This is a genomic window from Streptomyces diversicolor, from assembly GCF_057537855.1.
Genome location: NZ_BAAJXA010000059.1, coordinates 11919 through 30798 on the forward strand (window position 1 = coordinate 11919; position 18880 = coordinate 30798).

Genomic DNA, 18880 nt, shown 5'->3' on the forward strand with positions numbered 1-18880 from the left:
GGTGCGTGGCCCCGGTGGAGGACCGCGTTTCATCGAGGCTCTGCTCGATCGCGGTGGGGACAGGTGAGTCACGCCCGGGGCGCGGAGGGAAGCACCGTGGCCAGGGACTCGATCGCGTCGAGCGTGTCCCACACGGCGAGGACCCTTTCGTAAGCCGGGTAGCTGTAGATCGCGGCATTGGAAGGGCCGAAGGCTTCCGGGGCGTCGAAGGCGAAGCCGTTCTCGTCCACGGACCAGATCTGGGTGGAGACCGCTGATGCCATCTCCAGTCCGTGCTCGCGCAGGTCGGCATCGTGGAAGCGGGCGCCTGCCAGGAGATAGGTGGCGGCGGCGAAGTAGTTGGTGCCGGTGAACACCGCGATCTCCTGGCGCGGCGCGGCCACTCCCAGAATGCTGGAGAGGGCGGGCCACTCTGTCACTCCGTCGGGCAGCACCATGGTGCGTGCGCCCAGCAGGCGCCCGTCCGCGTCCCGGTCGGCGGTGAAACGGGCGTAGTGCCGGGTGAGTTGGGTGCGGTACCGGCGCACGTTGACGAGGTCCGGCAGCCCGAGGCGTTCGGCGACGTGCTGGGCGTAGAAGGTGTCCAGATGGGCCGCACTGCCCTTCGTGTACTCGGTGTACCGGTACCACTGGTTGGTGCCGTCCCAGAAGACGTCCTCGAACTCGGTCCTGGCCCGGTCGAAGGCTCGCTGCCACGCGGTGACGGTGGCCTCGTCCTCGTCCAGGCGCCGCCCCGCCTTGACCATGATGGCCAGAGCCAGGAGGTACAGGCCGCAGTTGTACACGTCACGGCCGAGCCCGGGGATGCTGTTGTAGGTGTTCGGCATCGCAGGGAGCATGGCGCCGTCCGGCGTCAGCCGAGTACGCGGAAGGTTCTCGTCGGGGCGCACCAGCGCCTGGAGAAACGCCATCATGCGCTTCATGGCCGGGTAGACGGACTCCAGGAAGTCCCCGTCTCCGTGGAAACGGGCGTACGCGTACATGCGGTACAGGCGCTTGGCCGGGCGGTCGATGAACTCCTGGTTGTCCGGCCTGGGTTCGGTGCCCTTGGCCAAGGTGATCCACGGGTTGTTCACGTCGGGGTCGCCGGGGTTGCCGTACGGGTCGAGCATGACGGTCTCGGCCACGGCGCGCAGCCGGTCCCGCTCGATGCTGGGGAAGAGGTAGCTGTAGGCGATGTAACCGTAGGAACCGACGTCGCTGCCCATGCCGTTGTTTCCGCCGGCGGCCGAGTCCGGTGACCAGTACAGGTGTGTGCCGGGCGTCTTGCTGCCCGCGCGCGTGCCGCCCGTGGGTGTGGCCGCGCTGGAGACAAGGCCGCCTTCCCAGAGCGGCATCTTGAACGCGACCTGACTGAGCTGGTTCAGCCCCGCGGTGCGCAGCAGCGCGGGGTAGGCGGTGTTGCCCGCTATCGCCTTCCACCAGGAGTGCACGGCGCGCAGGTTCTTGTCCCGGTCGTCCAGCGCGTCGTTGGCGATGGCGAAGCTCTGGTGGAAGGGGTAGCTGCCGGGGATGTAGGTGTTGTAGCCACCCTCGGCGGCGTTGGTGTGGTCGGTGGTCCGGGCGCCGTAGAAGTTGGTGTAGCGGCGCATCCAGATCGTCTGGTTGCCGTCGTATGTGATCTGCGGGAAGTCCCAGGTCAGTACGAAGGGTACGACGGCGCTCCGGCCCGGCTCCAGATGAGCCTGGACGGCGATGGCACCCGCGGAGGCGCTGTCGTCGATGCGGGCGTTACCGAGAGCGCCGCTGTTCTGGAAGGGCTTGTAGACGTCGGATCCGTTGCCGTCGCCGTTCCAGGAGGTGGTGTAGGTGACCTTCTGTCCCTTGGCCGGCTTCGCGGCGATGGTCCACTCGGACTTGTAGGCGTCCGCGGTGTTGGACGGGTCGTCGGAGCTGAGGGTGACGCCGGTGACGCCGGTGGTCCGGTCGGTTGTCACGCGGCTGGAGAGTCCCTTGCGGACGGTGGCGGGCGTGCCTCCCACGTTGCCGGGCGCGTTGGGCATGGTGAACATGACCGACACGTCCGCCGCCTGGGTGGAGCGGTTGGTGAGGTGGACGTCGAAGTAGGCCACGGGCAGGGAGGTACGGCGGTCCTCCCCCGCCACGATCGGTGAGTAGAACCGCAGAGAGACGTCCGTCTCGAAAGCGTTGTAGTCGATCCATCCGAACGGATAGAGCGCGCTGTAGGTTCCCTCGCCAGGCTCCAGCAGAGTCCAAGCCGGCAACGGGTTTCCCCACGAGCGGTCGGCGACGGGTCCCAGTGATCCGGTGTTGCGCGGGCCGGCAGTGGCCAGCGTGCGGACCGTGGCGGGCCCGCTTCCGACACGCTCACGGAAGTGGAATGCCGCCTGGGGCAGGATCCGGTTCTGCCAGCGGTCGCCGTTCTGCCCACCGCCGAAGTTCCAGGGTCCGAAGGTGCCGGACTGATTGACCATGAAAGATCCGGCTCCGACGCCGCCCAGGGGAATGCCCAGCCCCGGGACGCTCATAGGGTAGGCGCCCTTGAGGGCCTCTATCGGTCCCTGTGGCCGGCTGCCGTCGCAGACCTGGGAGACGGAGGCGTCGCACACTCCGTCCGCGATGCGGCCGAGCGGGCGGCTCAACGCCGGCTCGGGGATGGCGAAGCCGGAGCCGCGGCGGGCGTCGGCGGTGCTGCCGGGGGCAGCGGGTCCGGCGACGGCAAAGGGGGCGGCGGTCAGGGGAATGAAGGCCGCGGGAACAGTTCCGAGGGCCGCGCGCATCAGGGTTCTGCGCGTCGGGGACACACGCTTCATGATCGACTTCCTGTCCGTGAGTCGGGCGAAGGGCTGGGGTCGACGAGAGGGAGCCCGCAGAGATCTGATGATCACGCGCATGAGATGAAGGTTCCTCCCGGCCACCAGTGCGCAACGCGGGGAAGGGTGGTACTCGAAGGGGCGGCGCTTCGCCGCCTTCTCGGCTTGAGCTTGCGGAACACGATCCAAACGGTGCAGTTCGCCGGGGAGCCGGATGGCTGTTCCCGGACCGGGAGCGGGACGCGCCCGGTCGCTTCCGTTCCTCGGCAGGCACCGGCGGCCGGGCCGGCGAACGGCCCGACGCCCCCCGCGCCTCAGAGACAGCCGGCCGACGATGCGAGCGGCCGCCCGTTGGCGCCGGGCGAGTTCGAAGTGCCCTACCTCTCCGTCCAAGAGGTCGGGGCGGCGGTGCAGGGCGTACGCACCCGCCCGGCGCGTGGCACCGGACGCAGCCGGGCGGGCGGACTCATGAGCTCTTCTCCAGTTCGGAGACCTCCGCACCGTTCGCCGCCAACCGGCGGGCACGCCGCAGGCGCTGCTTCTTCGGGTCCGCGATCGGGGCCGCCATCTGCAACGTGCGCGTGTAGGGGTGCTGAGGGCACTTGGCGACGTCCTGCGCCTTGCCGATCTCGACGATCCGGCCCTGGTTGAGGACGGCGATCCGGTCGCTGATCTCGTTGACCACGCCCAGGTCGTGGCTGATGAAGAGGTAGGCGACGCCCGAGTTGCGCTGGATGTCCTGCAGGAGTGTGAGCACCCGGGACTGAGTCGTCACGTCCAGGGCGCTGGTGGGTTCGTCGCAGATGATGACGGAGGGTTCGAGCGCGAGGGCTCGCGCGATGGCGATGCGCTGCCGCTGTCCACCGGAGAACTCCCTCGGGTACCTGCTGCCGGAGTCGGCGGGCAGGCCCACGGCGTTCAGGAGTTCCCGCACCCGCGTCCGGCCTTGTTCCACGCCGGCGGCGATCAGCGGTTCGACCAGGATGCTCTCCACGGTCATCGAGGGATTCAGCGAGGAGTAGGGGTCCTGGAAGATGACCTGGATGTCGTGGGCGACCTTCCGTCGGCGTGCCCGCGAGATGTTGCTGACCGGCTCCCCGCGGAAGGTGATCGAGCCTTCGGTCACCGGGGCGAGTCCGAGGATCGCGCGACCGATGGTCGTCTTTCCCGATCCGGACTCGCCGACCAGGCTCAGGGTCTCCCCGGCGTGCAGGTCGAAGCCGACACCGTCGATCACCGTGGTCCCCGTGCCCCGCCGGCCGCCGTAGCGGACGACAAGGTTCTCGACCTTCAGTACGGGCTCAGCCACCACTTCGGCCTCAGCCACCTCACACCTCCGCGATCTCGACACGGCGTGCCGAGGAGAGCAGTTCCTGGGTATACGCCTCCGTGGGAGCCTCGAACAGCGCGTCCACGTCGTTGCGCTCCACGATGCGTCCCTCCCGCATCACGCTGACCGTGTCGCAGATGTCCGCGACAACCCCCAGGTTGTGGGTCACGAGGATCACGGCGAGCCCACGCTCGTCGCGCAGTTCACGCAGCAGCTCCAGCACTTCGGCCTGCACCGTCACGTCCAGGGCCGTCGTCGGCTCGTCCGCGACAATGAGGTCGGGACCGGAAGCCACCGCGCCGCAGATCAGGACGCGCTGGGCCATGCCACCGGAGATCTCGTGCGGGTACAGCTTGAACACGCGCTCGGGGTCCTTGATGCCGACCCGGGCCAGCAGGGCCAGCAGTTCCTGTTCCGCCTCACGCTTGGTGATCTTCTTGACCGCGCGCAGGCCCTGGGTGAGCTGCGCGCCGACCGTGAAGCTGGGGTCGAGATTCGACATCGGCTCCTGCGGCACGTACGCGATCCGCCGGCCACGCGCCGTGCGCAGCTGCTGTTCGTCGGCCAGCAGATCCTTCCCGTCGAGGAGGATGCTGCCGCCGAGCACGACCGCCTCGCGCGGCAGGATGCCCAGGGTCGAGAAGGCGATCTGCGACTTGCCGGAACCGGACTCGCCCACCAGACCGTGGATCTGGCCGCGCCGTACGTCGAGGTCGACGCCGTGGACGACCTCGCGCACGCCGTCCTCGCCATCCTGATACCCGACGCGCAGGCCACGAATGGACAGCACCGCGTCAGCCGGTGCGGGCCGGTCGTCCGATGCCGGCTGCGGCGCCGACGCGCGTGCCTGCTCGATCACCTCACGAAGGCGGCGCGGTGAGAGCCTCTTCCGGTTGGCCGTCGACTGCAGGGTGTCGCGCAGGGCGTTGCCGAGTAGGACCAGGGCCATGATCGTCAGGCTGATGAGGAGCGCGGGCCACAGGACGCCGGCCTTGTTGTTGTAGATGTTGCCGAATGCCTCCTGGAGGACGCCGCCCCACGACGCCTTGGCGGGATCCGACAGGCCGAGGAAGCCCATACCGGCTTCGATCGCGATGCCCGAGGCGAGGACGAACGAACTCTGGATGACGACCGGCGCGCGAACGGCCCACAGGACGTGGCGGCCGACGATCCGCAGATCGGACAGGCCCACCACCTTGGCGGCGTCCACGTAGAGCTCGCTGCGGACTCCGAGGACGACGGACCTGACCAGGCGGAAGTACGAGGGTGCGACGATGAGTCCGTACGTGGCCATGGCGGCGATGATGTTCGACCCGGTCCGCGTGTACAGCGCGATCAGCAGGATGACGCCGGGTGTCGACATCACGACGTCGGAGACCCAGTTCGACACCGCGTCGGTCCTGCCCCGGTAGAAACCGGCGACCAGACCGGTGGTCACACCGAGCGCCACGGAGACGACGAGCACCACGACGCAGGCGACCAGCGTCTGCCGGGTGCCCCACATCAGCCGGGACAGGATGTCGCGGCCTGTCGAGTCGGCCCCGAGGAGATGCCCGGAGCTGAACGGGCCCGCGTTCACCGCGTTGAGGTCGGTCATGTTGGGGTCGTGGGGGGCCAGCCAGGGGCTGGACAGCCCCAGGAACACCACGAAGAGCAGGAAGACCAGGCAGACCAGGCCCTGTGGATTGGTCAGCAGCCGTCGGAACAGGGAACGTCCCTTGGCGGCCGGCTGCACCAGGTCGGCCGTATCCAGAGGTGGAGTCGTGGTCACCGCTTCCTCGCTTTCGGGTTGAGTGCCGCCGCGGCGAGGTCACCCAGCACATTGACGACCAGCACGATCACGATGGTGACCAGCACACAGCCCATCACCACCGGCACGTCGCCCTGCTGGGCGGAGATATTGCTCAGGTCACCCAGACCCGGTAGCGCAAACACCTGCTCGATGATCAACGCCCCGCCGATGAGGCCCACGGTCTGCAGGCTCAGAGCGGTGAGGCCGGGGCCGGCGGCACTGCGCAGCACATGCCGGAAGATCACCTTCGACTCAGGGATCCCCCGGGCTCGCAGGGTGCGGACGAAATCCTGGGAGAGCGTGTCCAGAACGGCTCCGCGGAACTGCGACGCCGCGTTGGCGATCGATCCCACGAGGAGGGCGAGGACCGGAAGCGTGACCGACTTCAGCCATCCACTCATGCTCTGGTCCGGGGAAACATATCCCGTCGCCGGAAACACCCGGACCGACACGGCGAGGGCGAAGACCAGTCCGATCGCGATGATGAAGGGGGGCACCGCCGCCCCCAGGACGGCCAGGAACTGCACCACCCGGTCGACCCATCCGCCGCGGACGGCGGCGGTAACACCCACGAGGACGCTCACCACCACAGTCAGCAGGATGGACAGCACGATCAGGGTGAGCGTCACCGGCACCCGGGAGGAGAGTGCGGACGACACGGGCTGGCCGGTGAAGAAGGAGTCGCCGAGGTTGCCCGAGACGACGCCCTTGATCCATCTGCCGTACTGCACCAGGAGCGAATCGTCCAGACCGAGCCTGGCCGTCTCCGCCTTCACGTCCGCGTCACTGGCGTTCGTGCCCAGCACCGCGCGCGCGATTCCCGGCCCGTTGCCGTACATCAGGACGAAGGTGGAGAAGCTGACCACGAGCAGCACGGCCAGCGAGCGGACCAGCTTCTTCAGCACAGAGAGCAACACCTGCGACTCCAATCACTCACACCCGTGGAACTACTTGAAGTCCCACAGCAGGGGGTGCAGGGCGTTCGGGTCGGTGGACTGCTGGACCTTGAGCTTGGCGTTGTAGGCGTAGAACATCCCCGGCGAGGCCATGGGAACGAACCATGCCTGGTCGACGACATAGCGGTTGATGGCCTGCTGGTCCTTGGCCGACTGTGCCGTGTCGTCGGTCAGGATCTGCTTCCAGAGCTTGGCCACGGTCGGGTCCGTCTGGTGCATGACGTTCCAGTTGCCGTCGGGCAGGATGTAGTCCTGGATGTCCAGCCGCGAGTCACCGTAGTTGCCAAGCTGCCACATGGGCATCGGGTACTTGCCGCTGAGCAGTTCACTGATGGCGTTCGGCCCCGACAGGGTCACCTGCTTGACCTTGATGTTGAGCAGGCCCAGCTGCTGCTTGATGACGGGCATCACCGCGTCCATGTTCTGTCCCTGCATGTACGGGACCTCGATGCTGAACCCGTCTGCGTATCCGGCCCTCGTCATCAGGGCCTTGGCCTTCTTGACGTCGTACGGGTAGGGGTCCTTCAGACCCTCGATGTACGCGGCGCTGCCGGGGCGGAAGATCTGTGCAGTGGTGGTGGCCAGTCCGCGGTAGAGGTTCTTCGCGATGGCGTCCTTGTCGAACACCATGTTGATCGCACGGCGCACGTTCACATTGCCGAGGGCGGGGACCTTCTTGCCGAGGTGGTCCGTCAGCAGCAGCCGGGTCACCTGGCTGTTCTGCGTCTGGATCTTCATCCCTGAGGACTTGGCCTGGTTGTACGTCGCCTGCGTGATGAGTGAGCCGTCGATCTGCCCGGTCTTGAGGGCGTTGACCGACGCCGTCTCGTTGGTGATCACCTTCAGGACGAGCTTCTTGTACGGGAAGGTCTTGCTGTCCCAGTAGTCGTCGTTCTTGACGAAGGTGTAGACGGACCCGCTGGTCGTCGCCTTGGTGTCGAGCGTGTACGGGCCCGATCCGACGGGAGCCTTGTTGGTCCTGCCTGCGGCCAGGTACTTCGGGCTCGCCAGCTTCGCCTCGCACAACCGGGCGGTGAGCAGCGGATTCGGCGACGGAGTGGTGATGTCCGCGGTGAGGTCGTCCGGCGTGGTGACCTTCATGCCGGCGAACCGGGTGGCGCTGCCGCCTGTCTTCCCGGCGTATTCGATCATCGTCTTCACGGCTGCTGAGTTCACCGGGGTCCCGTCCGAGAACTTCATCCCCGGGCGCAGATGAACCGTCACGCCGGTGTTGCCCGGCTTGAACGTCCAGGACTTGGCGGCGGCGGGCTGGGGCTTGCCGAGCGCGTCACAGCGGAAGAGGGATTCGTAGACCGCGGCGGCTCCCCAGCCCTGGTAGCTGGGCTGGCTCGTGGGGTCCCAGCCCTGGATGTCCTGGCTCATTCCGAGCGTGAGGGTGTCCTTGCCCCCCGCGTTCCCCGAGGTGGAGCTCGCGTCGGTGCAGCCGCTCAGCGCGGCCATTGCGGCAAGAGCAGTGGTCATGGTGACCGCCGTGAGGGCGGGTCGGGTGATGCGCCGCATGGTTGGCTCCTTCGGACGCGCGATGAGGGTTGCAGCCTGGTTACGTGCCGGCTGGCGCAGATCCGTCCAGGGCGGCGACGGAAGAGGGCCCCGCGAGCTGGACGACGTCAATGTGTACAACGTTCTACGCCGCAAGGTACGGAGGGGGCGTGAACGAGTCAAGAGATCGCGTCAACCCCGCGGGGTAACATTTCGGCAACGCGGCCGTAGTGCGATCGTCAATCTACGGCGTCGACAACGCATGACCTGGGATCTCACACTCCGGGCGGATGCCTTCAGCTCAGCTGACCGATGCCGACCCGCTCCCGACGGGGACCTAACAGCATCGGTGCACCCTGGCACAGGGTGCACCGATGTACGACTGTCTCGGGCATGCGTCAGGAAGCACGGGCCGCTCGTGCGGCCGGTCTGCGAGCGGGGGCCGCGCTCGTCCCCCTGGGCACGAGCCGGGGCGCCACGACGTAGTGGACGGGCTGGGTGCGACCATTCAGGCGCTCAAGAAGGATCCGCGCGCTCATCTGGCCGGTCAGATGGCCGGCCTGGTCGACCGTGGTCAGGGAGACCCTGCCGATGGACGAGGCGTTCACGTTGTCGTAGCCGGTCACCGTGAGGTCCTCGGGCACCCGCAGGCCCCGCTCCTCCGCCGCCCGCAGAACACCCAGTGCCGCGATGTCGGCTCCCGCGAAGATCGCGGTCGGCGGCACCGGCCGGGAAAGCGCCTCGACGGCGGCCTGGTAGCCACCCTCCTCCGTGTACGTTGTCTCGATCACGTCCGGTTCGAGCCCGTGCCGCTTCATGGCCCCGACATATCCGTCACAGCGAGCGGTGTGCGACAGGACGAAGGGTCTTTCGAGTCCCGCTGTGGGGTGGCTGGTATGCACGATGCTCCGGTGACCGAGGCTGACCAGGTGGTCGACCATGAGACGCGCGCCCCCCTGGTCGTCGTCGACAACGGTGTCATAGCCGTTGGCCCCACCGTGCCGGGCGATCACGACGGTGGGGATGCTCGCCCCGAGCTCCTCCAGCCAAGCGGTGCTCATGCCGGGCGCGATGACGATGAGGCCGTCGACCTGACGGTCGACCAGCGCCTCGATGCTGCGCTGCTGACGCTCTGGGGCGCTGCTGCCGGTGACCAGTATCTCCTGGTAGGGCGTCGGTTCCAGCTCGTCCGTGACACCTTCGGCGATCTCGGGCTGGAAGGGGTGCGACAGCGCCGTGAGCATGATGCCGACCGTGTAGGAACGACCCCGCATGGCCCGCGCCCCGGCCTGCGGGCGGTAACCCAGCTTCTCGATTGCGCTGGTGACCTTGGCGTGCATCTCCGGGCTGACGCCGTAGGCATCGCGCAGCACCTTGGACACCGCCGACACCGATACCCGCGCTTCGTTCGCCACGTCCTGAATCGTGACCCGGCGGACACCGGCGGACTGCGCCGTGCGGTCGACCCGACTGCGGCGGGACCGCCTGTCACCATCGGATGAGGTCGTCATGTCGCCCCGCGGGTCGGCGTCGGCAGAGCTGTTGTCCATCCCCGACATGCTACAAGCGCCGCCTTTCCTTGTTTCCCCATCGTTCAACGCCTCCGGTGCCTTGACATGCGTTCGGGCCGCTCCTTACGCTCGCTACGTAGAACGTTACACAACACCGGCCCGTCATGAGGCCCTCCGCCTGCGAGGCAGGCGTTCCGCGCGGAGCCTTGTCGCCCCGCCCCGGGACCGGTCACTCAATGCTCAAGAACTCTGGAGTTTTGCATGGTCGTGGCTGCTGCTCCCTGCGCACCCCAGTTCGAGCGCCGCACCGATACCTCGCCGGTACGCGGTATCGGGACGGGCTCACCCCGTCTGTCGTGGTCGGTCCCGCGGGCGGACGCCGGCTACCGCCAGACGGCGTACGAGATTGAGGTGCTGCGCGGTGGGACCGCCATGACCTACCAGGTAGAGAGCACCGAGCAGGTGCTGGTGCCCTGGCCGGCATCCCCTCTGGTCTCCCGGGAGCACGCCGCCGTTCGGGTCCGGGTGGCGTGCGAGGGCCGATGGAGCGAGTGGAGTGAACGGTCGGTCGTCGAAGTGGGCCTGCTGGAGGCCGACGACTGGACCGCGGCCTTCGTCAGCCCGGTCGGCATCGGCGGTCTGCGCATGCCGGCACCGGTCCTGAGCGGCACGCTCGAAGTGCCCGGCGAGATCCGCCGGGCTCGGCTCTACGCCACCGCACACGGCGTGTACGTCGCCACGCTCAACGGCCGGCGCGTCGGCGACCTGGTGCTCGCACCGGGCTGGACCTCCTACGGGCACCGGCTGCGCTACCAGACGTACGACGTGACGGAGCTGGTCAAGAGTGGCAGGAACGTGCTGGAGGTTCTCCTCGGCAACGGCTGGTACCGCGGTCGCCTGGGCTTCAACCAGGAGCGCGCGCTGTACGGCGACCGGCTGGCGCTGCTGGCCCAGCTTGAGGTCACCACGACCGACGGGCAGGTCCATGTGCTCGCCACCGACGGCACATGGACGGCGCGGGAGAGCGAGATTCTCGCCGACGACCTCTACGACGGCCAGCGCACCGACCTGCGCCGGCGCGGCAGCGGATGGTGCCCGGCCACCGGCGCGGTCGAGGTGGTGGAGGGGGACCTCACCCGCCTCGTGGCCCCGGACGGGCCTCCCGTCCGGGCGAGCCATGTCCTGCCGGCCGAGAAGGTGTGGACGTCCCCTGCCGGCCGGACATTGGTCGACTTCGGCCAGAACGCCGTGGGCTGGGTACGGCTCAGGGTGCGCGGTCTGGCGGCCGGCACCGAGGTCGTCGTGCGCCACGCGGAGGTCCTGGAGGACGGCGAGCTCGGTACCCGTCCGCTGCGCACCGCCGAGGCCACCGACAGCTACTTCCTCGCCGGAACCGGTGAGGAAATCCTTCAGCCCTCGCTCACGTTCCACGGCTTCCGCTACGCGGAGGTGACAGGCGTACCCGATCTGCGCCCCGAGGACATCGAAGTCGTGGTGATCGGGTCGGACCTGCGCCGCACCGGCTGGTTCACCTCCTCCCACCGGCTGCTCAACCGGTTCCACGAGAACGTGGTGTGGGGCATGCGCGGCAACTTCGTCGACGTGCCCACGGACTGCCCTCAGCGCGACGAGCGCCTCGGCTGGACCGGCGACATCCAGGTGTTCGCCCCGACGGCGGCCTTCCTGTTCGACAGCTCGGGATTCCTCGACTCCTGGCTCAAGGACCTGGCGGCCGAACAGCTCCCCGACGGATCCGTGCCGTTCGTCGTGCCTGACGTACTGCGTGACGCGGCGCCGGCGGCGGCAGCGTGGGGCGACGCCGCGGCGATCGTGCCCTGGGTGCTGTACCAGCGCACCGGCGACCGGGGCGTCCTGGAGCGGCAGTGGCCGAGCATGCGCGCCTGGGTGGACAAGGTGGCCGACCTCGCCGGCCCGGACCGCTTGTGGACCGGAGGCTTCCAGTTCGGTGACTGGCTCGACCCGACGGCTCCCCCGGAGGATCCCTTCCGGGCCAAGGCGGACCCCGACGTGGTGGCCACGGCGCACCTGGCCCGCTCCGCCGCGGTCGTCGCCGAGGCGGCGCGGGTCCTGGGCCGGCACGACGAGGCCGACCGGTACGCGGTGCTGGCCGCCGAGGTTCGTGAGGCGTTCAACAGGGCCTATGTCACAGCCGCGGGCCGCATCCTCTCGGACGCGCCGACCGTGTACGCCCTCGCCATCGAATGGGGGCTGCTGCACACCGCGGAGCAGCGCGAGCAGGCCGGGCGACGGCTTGCGGATCTCGTACGCGCGGGCGGCTTCCGCATCAGCACCGGCTTCGTGGGGACCCCGCTCGTCACCGACGCACTCAACGCCACCGGCCACACGGACGTCGCCTACCGGCTGCTGCTGCAGACCGGCTGCCCCTCATGGCTGTATCCGGTGACGATGGGAGCGACGACCGTCTGGGAACGCTGGGACAGCATGCTCCCCGACGGCACCGTCAACCCCGGTGAGATGACGTCGTTCAACCACTACGCGCTCGGCGCGGTCGCGGACTGGCTGCACCGGCGTGTCGCCGGCCTCGCGCCGGCCGCCCCGGGCTACCGGAGGATCTCCGTTCAGCCCCAGCCCAACGCCGCGCTCACGTCCGCGTCGGCGCGGCACCTCACGCCGTACGGAGAGGCCTGCGTGGCGTGGGAGCGCGCCGACGGGCGGTTCCGGCTGGACGTGCGGGTGCCGGTGGGGGCGACCGCGCAGGTGCGCCTTCCCGGCTCCGCCGAAACCGTCCTGGTCGGCCACGGCGAGCACCACTGGGTGGTGCCCGACCCGGTGGAAGCCTCCAACGGGTCGGCCGGCGCCACCACGGTCCGGGACGTCCTGGACAATCCGGCCGTCTGGTCCGCGGTGGTCAGCGCGGCCGTCGAGACAGGACTGGCCCCGCTGGGCGAGACTCAGGCCGCGGCCGGCCTCGCCGGCTACCTCGACGCGCCCGCCACCGCACTCGCCGGGGCGCTCATCCCCCAGGACTTCCGCCCTGGTGCCGCCGCCTTCCAACAGACCGTCGACGCCCTCATCAACAACGATTCCGCCTGACGGTCCCGCGCCTTCCCGCACGCAACGCAACAGGAGAACCTCGATCATGTCCCCTCAGGACCACCGCGACGCCAGTCTGCCGCCCGCCCTCCGGGCCGAGCTGCTCCTGCGCGAGATGACACTGGAGGAGAAGTGCGCCCAGCTCACCGCCGGCTGGCCGTGGTTCCTGGTCCGCCCGGACGGCTCGCAGGCCGAGGGCGCCGAGGAAGCGATCAAGTCCGCGCCTGGGCATGTTGCCGGCCTGACCGCCGACGATCCCGCCCGCCTCGCGCGCATGGCGGGTGAGATCCAGCGCCAGTACGTGACCCGCACCCGGCTCGGCATCCCGGCCCTCATCCACCAGGAAGCCCTCAACGGCTTCTGTGCCGGTGGCCACATGGTGTTCCCGACCGGCACCGGCCTGGCGGCGGCGTGGAGCCCCGAGCTGGTGGAGCAGATGGCGGACGTCATGCGCGAGCAGATGCGTCGCGTCGGCTTCCGGCAGGCTTTGGCTCCCGTCATGGATGTGGCACTCGACCCGCGGTGGGGCCGCGTGCACGAGACGTACGGCGAGGACCCGCACCTGTCCGCCGCGCTCAGCGTCGCCTACACCCGGGGTCTGCAGGGCGAGGACCTGTCGGAGGGCGTCATGGCGACGGCCAAGCACTTCCTCGGCTACGGCCTCGCCTCCGGCGGCATCAACCTCTCCGCGTATGAGGGCGGCGCCCGCCGCACTCGTGACCTGTTCGCCTACCCCTTCGAGGCCGCCATCCAGCTGGCAGGGCTGAAGTCGGTCATGAACTCGTACGCGACCGTGGACGGCGTGCCCGTGGGTGTCTCCCGCGAGATCCTGACCGACCTGCTGCGCGGCACGCTCGGCTTCGACGGCTTCGTCGCGTCGGACTACACGACGCTGGAGCACGTGGTGAACAGGCAGAATGCCGCGGCCACCCCTGAGGCCGCCGGTGCCATGGCGATCCACGCGGGCCTCGACGTCGAGCTGCCCACGCCGTACGGCTATGGCAAGGAGTTCGCCGAGGCGGTCCGTCGAGGTGAGGTGGACGAGCGGGATGTGGACACGTGCGTGCTGCGGGTGCTGCGGGCCAAGTTCGAGCTCGGTCTGTTCGAGAACCCGTATCCGGCGGAGCACATCGACCTCGACGTCACCGCGCGGGAAGGCGAGGACGTCTCGCGTGAACTCGCCCGGCGCGGCGTCGCCTTGGCGAAGAACGACGGGCTGCTGCCGCTGTCGGGTGGGGAGCGCACCATCGCCGTCGTCGGCCCGCACGCCGACGCGCCGTCCCTGCAGTTCCCGACGTACACCTATCCCGCCTGGCGGGAGATGATCGTGCGCATGTCGCAGGGCGCGCTCGGCAACCAGATCGGTGCCGACCCGGGTCTGGCCTCGTGGAACGACGAGCTCTTCCCGCCGGTCGACCCGGAGACGTTCGTCCGGGAACGGCACGGTGCCCGTTCGCTCGCCGAGGCCGTCCAGGACTTCACCGGCACCGTCCTTGTGGAACCGGGCACCGGGGTGACGCAGACTCTGGATCCGGAGGGAATCCAGCGAGCGGTCGACCTCGCGGTCCGCTCCGACGTCGTTGTCCTCGCGCTCGGCGGAGCCAGCCTGTGGTTCACCGGTGACCGCACCGAGGGTGAGGCCAGCGACTCGGCGGACATCTCGCTGCCGGCGGGGCAGGTGGCTCTCGCCGAGGCGGTGGCGGCCACCGGCAAGCCGTTCGTTGTCGTGCTCTTCCAGGGGCGCGCGTACACACTGCCCGAGGTGGTGCGCGAGGCAGCTGCGCTCGTCGTAGCGCCGTACGGCGGACCGTTCGGGCCGAGCGCGGTCGCCGAGGTCCTCTTCGGTGCCGTCAACCCGAGCGGCAAGCTGCCCTACAGCATCCCCCGGCACACCGGCCAGATCCCGGTCTACCACCACCAGCCGTCCGGAACCGGCTACCGCAACCCCACGCCGCCCGGCCGCGACCGCCTCTACCTGGACATGGAGGCGACCCCTCTCTACCCGTTCGGCCACGGCCTGAGCTACACCGACTTCGCGCTCACCGAGCTGTCCGGCGACGCGGAGATCACCACCGAGGGCACGGCCACGATCAGCGCGACGGTCACCAACACGGGCACTGTCGACGGCGCCACTACGCTCCAGCTCTATCTGAAGATCCCGGCCACCGGTGTCGCCCAGCCCGCACAGCAGTTGGCCGGCTTCGCCCGCGTGGAGCTGGAGGCGGGCGCGTCACGCCGTGTCACCTTCCAGGTGGCGGCCGCCCAGCTCGGGCACACGAACCTGGCCCGTGAATTCGCGGTCGAACCGGGAGCCGTCCCGTACTTCCTCGGCTTCGACTCGGACGACCGGCGCCTGGAGGGCTCCTTCGCTCTGGTCGGCAAGCCCAGGCTCCTCACGAGCCCGGAGCGCTCCTTCCTCTCCACGACCCAGATCGCCCGGGTCTGATCCGCTCCCCCTCGACCTGTTCAAGGAATCACCGTGACGTCACAGCCGGATCCGCGGGCGATCGAGCCCACGGCGCTGCCCAATCCACTGATCCCGGGCTTCAACCCCGACCCGAGCTGCATCATCGTCGACGGGATCTACTACGCGGTCACGTCGTCGTTCGAGTACCTGCCGGCTCTCCCGGTCTATCGCTCCACCGACTGCGCCACGTGGGAGCACATCGGCAACGTCGCCACGCGTGAGGAGCAGGTCGGCATCGCGGAGACGCCGTCCACCGCGGGCGTTTGGGCGCCGACGCTGCGATATCACGAGGGCCTCTACTACGTGATCGTCGCGGTGGCCGCCGGTACGCGCGGCTGTCTCGTGTTCACCGCAACCGATCCCGCAGGGCCCTGGAGCGACGGTCTCGAACTCGACGGTGTTCAGGGCATCGACCCCGACATCGCCTGGGACGAGGACGGGAGTCCGTACGTCACGTACAGCGGTCTGGAGATGGACGGCACGCGCGTCATCGCGCACCACGGCATTCTCCAGGCGCGGGTCGACCTGGAGACCGGCAAGGCGTTGGAGGAGCCGCGGCGGCTCTGGTCAGGGACGGGGCTGACCGCGCCCGAGGCTCCGCATCTCTACCACCGCGGAGGCTTCTGGTACCTGCTGATCGCCGAAGGTGGCACCGGGTTCGGGCATTGCGTGAGCATCGCACGCGGGACCAGCATCGAAGGGCCCTTCGAAGGGGCGCCCCACAACCCGATCCTGAGTGCTTCGGGCACGGACCGCCGGGTGCAGTGCACCGGCCATGCCGACCTCGTCCCGGGACCTGACGGCAGAGACCTGTTGGTACTTCTGGGAACCCGCACGGCAGGCCGGACCTCACCCCTCGGCCGTGAAACGTACGTCACCAGCGTCGAATGGGCAGACGGCTGGCCCCACACGGCGCCGGTGCCGTACGCCCCCCGGCCGGAACCGGTCGACGAGTACTTCCGGTTCACGGACACGGACGCGCTGGCGGACCCGGGCTGGCTCGCGGTGGGCCGCACACCCGAATCGGTGGCGTCCCTCGACGAGCGTCCCGGATATCTCACCCTGCGCGGCGACTCCGGCGGCATCGATGCCTATCGCCCGGACTTCGTGGGCCGACGACAACGGCACGTGACCAGCGTGGTGGAGACCCGCGTGGACCCGGCTGACGGCCGGGGTGGTCTGGGCATCCGCCTCGACGAGAACTTCACCGTCAGCATGGTCGCCGAACGGGCTCCGTCCGGCGTCGGAACCCGCATCACGGCCCGAGCCTCGATGCCGACCCTCGTCAACTCCTGGGACACCGAGGCCGTCGGCGACGAGGTCGTCCTGCGCATCGCCACACTGGAACCAACACCGGCTGATCCGCAGTGGCTGCCGTCGGGAGACCTCATCCTGCTGAGCGTCGTGGACGGGAACGGCGTCGAGACCGCCCTCGCCGAACTCGACGGCCGCTTCTGGTCGGTCGAAACCGCTGTTCCGTTCACCGGACGCGTGGTCGGCGTGTTCGCCGAGGAGGGCACGGTCCGCTTCGCCGACTTCCGGTACCACGGAGAGGGCGGCACATGATCGGCTTCGGGCCGCGCGCCAGGAGCATCAGCTATCCCGGCCACGCTCCTGCCGCATCCATCGGTGCAGCACCGGCCAGTACAGGGGACCGGTCTGCCTCTTGGGACCTCGAAGCCCGCTCAGCGCGCCCCTGTCCAGGATGCATATGAGTGCTGATCAGGGCCCTGGCTCTCGACGACTGTCCGGGGTGATCCCCACACTGTCGCTCCTGGCGGTGCTGGGCCCGATGACCACAGACCTCTACCTGCCGGCCTTTCCACGGATGGCCGCGGACCTCGAAGCCAGCGCCGCTCAGATCCAGTGGTCGCTCTCCGCCACTCTCCTGGGAGTGGCGGCCGGGCAGGTGCTCTTCGGCCCGCTCAGCGACGCCGTCGGACGCCGTTGGCCGTTGATGGCCGCGACAGGTATCCACGTCGCCGCGAGCATCGCCATCGCTCTGGTCGGGAGCGCAGAGTGGCTTCTGCTGTGGCGCCTGCTGCAGGGATTCGGTGCCGCGGGGGTGTCGGTCCTGGCCACCGCTGTCGCGCGCGACGCGTTCGAGGGCCGGCGCCTGGTGCATGTCGTGGCTCGGCTTGCGCTGTTGAGCGGTTTGGCGCCGGTGGTGGCTCCCCTGCTGGGGTCGCTGCTGTTGATGACTGTGGGCTGGCGCGGGATATTCATCACCCTGGCCGGATACGGGGTCATCGGGGTAGTGCTGTGCATGGCCGCCTTGCCCGAAACCTCGGCCGTTGTCGATGCCGACTCCCGGATGAGGACACGCGGCTCGGTCAAGAACCGCTACATCGCGGTCCTCGGCGACCGGGGACTGGTGGGAGCGGCAGCCATCGGCGCGATGATGGTCGGCGGCGTGTTCGCCTACTTGTCGACGTCTTCGTTCGCTTACCAGACCACCTACGGGCTCGGAGCGAAGAGTTACGCGCTGGTGTTCGCTGTCAACGCCTCGGCGTTCGCCCTGGGTTCCCAGGTGGCCGCCAAGGCATTGCTGCGATGCTCCCCGCAGCGAGTGCTGTGCTGGGCTCTGAGCTCAGCATCGATCGCCGCGGTGGGGGTGGTACTCATCGCCCTGGCCGAGATCGGCGTCGTGGGGTTCACCGTCGCCGCGTTCGTCTTCCTGCTCGCGGCCGGCTCCTGCATGCCCACGGTGCAGGTCGTCGCCCTGGAGCGACACGCCCTGCAGGCCGGCACCGCCGCGTCTGTACTCGGCTTCGTCAACTTTGGCTTCGCTTCCCTCGTTTCCCCACTGCCCAGCACCGGCTCTGATCGCGTCTTGGCGTTCGGAGTCGTTCTCATCGGGCTGTCGTGCATCGCACTCATGTCGCTACTGATCATGGTGAAGCCCGCTGTGAAACGTCGCGAAACACCATCGCCCCGCCCCCAGAAACCACCACGCAAGGACGCCAGGAGGTCTCACTAGCACACCGCCCCTCGGCGGCTTCACCGTCATCCGGCTGAGCGTCGTGGACGGGAAGGGCGCGGCGCAGAACCGTGCCGGCCACCGCGCTGGGCGCCGTTCCGGTCGCCGTGGTCGGCGGTGTCGGCGCGGTCGGGCCGGCAACAGCCGTACAGACGCGGGACGTTGCCTCGTCGGAGGGTGCCGCGACGGGTCGCACAAGAGTGGAGGCATTGACGGTCGAGCACCGCACCGAACCGCTCGGTGTGGACGCGACACGTCCACGACTCGGCTGGCGCATGTCCTCCGCGACCCGTGGCCGGCGCCAAAGTGCCTACCGCGTGCTCGTCGCGAGCTCCGCAGACCGGCTGCGCGCAGGCCAGGCCGACGTGTGGGACAGCGGCCGTGTGAACTCCGCGGACTCCGTCGCTGTGCGATACGCCGGCCGCGGGCTGCGTAGCTACGGGCTGCCGCTGGGGTGGACGGCGTTGCGCAGCCGCGCCACCCTGCGCCGAAGTC

10 protein-coding genes and 1 pseudogene are annotated in these 18880 nt (G+C 69.1%); 5 read left to right on the forward strand and 6 right to left on the reverse strand.

The window, feature by feature from the left end; translation table 11 throughout:
• Positions 1-68 precede the first annotated feature (68 nt).
• From AC27LF_RS41220 to AC27LF_RS41245, 6 genes are all read right to left on the reverse strand, one after another.
• Positions 69-2774: a GH116 family glycosyl-hydrolase gene (locus AC27LF_RS41220; RefSeq protein WP_479664427.1), complete on the reverse strand. Its 2706-nt coding sequence runs from the start codon at positions 2772-2774 to the stop codon at positions 69-71.
• 466 nt (positions 2775-3240) lie between these two features.
• The gene (locus tag AC27LF_RS41225) at positions 3241-4101 is read right to left on the reverse strand and encodes an ABC transporter ATP-binding protein (protein ID WP_479664426.1); all 861 of its coding nucleotides are present in this window, start codon (positions 4099-4101) and stop codon (positions 3241-3243) included.
• A 1-nt stretch (position 4102) separates the two neighbouring features.
• Positions 4103-5875 (reverse strand): dipeptide/oligopeptide/nickel ABC transporter permease/ATP-binding protein, encoded by a 1773-nt coding sequence (locus AC27LF_RS41230; protein WP_479664425.1) that lies wholly within the window; start codon positions 5873-5875, stop codon positions 4103-4105.
• Positions 5872-6813: an ABC transporter permease gene (locus tag AC27LF_RS41235; RefSeq protein WP_479664424.1), complete on the reverse strand. Its 942-nt coding sequence runs from the start codon at positions 6811-6813 to the stop codon at positions 5872-5874. Before AC27LF_RS41235 ends, AC27LF_RS41230 begins: the two co-directional genes overlap by 4 nt.
• 30 nt (positions 6814-6843) lie before the next feature.
• Positions 6844-8373 carry an ABC transporter substrate-binding protein gene (locus AC27LF_RS41240; protein ID WP_479664423.1) on the reverse strand — a complete coding sequence of 510 codons (1530 nt, stop codon included), beginning with the start codon at positions 8371-8373 and terminating at the stop codon, positions 6844-6846.
• Positions 8374-8750: 377 nt separating this feature from the next.
• Entirely contained in the window at positions 8751-9767 is a 1017-nt protein-coding gene (locus AC27LF_RS41245; protein WP_479664422.1) for a LacI family DNA-binding transcriptional regulator, read from the reverse strand.
• Positions 9768-10124: 357 nt separating this feature from the next.
• Between AC27LF_RS41245 and AC27LF_RS41250 the strand changes: the two genes are divergently transcribed.
• The 5 genes and pseudogenes from AC27LF_RS41250 to AC27LF_RS41270 all read left to right on the forward strand — a co-directional run.
• Positions 10125-12938, forward strand: coding sequence for a family 78 glycoside hydrolase catalytic domain (locus tag AC27LF_RS41250; protein WP_479664421.1), 2814 nt, complete (start codon positions 10125-10127; stop codon positions 12936-12938).
• A 46-nt stretch (positions 12939-12984) separates the two neighbouring features.
• Positions 12985-15384, forward strand: a complete 2400-nt coding sequence (locus tag AC27LF_RS41255) for a glycoside hydrolase family 3 N-terminal domain-containing protein (RefSeq protein WP_479664420.1) — start codon at positions 12985-12987, stop codon at positions 15382-15384.
• Positions 15385-15417: 33 nt separating this feature from the next.
• Positions 15418-16971 (forward strand): glycoside hydrolase family 43 protein, encoded by a 1554-nt coding sequence (locus tag AC27LF_RS41260; protein WP_479664419.1) that lies wholly within the window; start codon positions 15418-15420, stop codon positions 16969-16971.
• Between the two features lie 187 nt (positions 16972-17158).
• Entirely contained in the window at positions 17159-18385 is a 1227-nt protein-coding gene (locus tag AC27LF_RS41265) for a multidrug effflux MFS transporter (protein ID WP_479664418.1), read from the forward strand.
• 71 nt (positions 18386-18456) lie between these two features.
• Positions 18457-18819: pseudogene (locus AC27LF_RS41270) on the forward strand (glycoside hydrolase family 78 protein); the annotation flags it as partial.
• Positions 18820-18880: the final 61 nt, after the last annotated feature.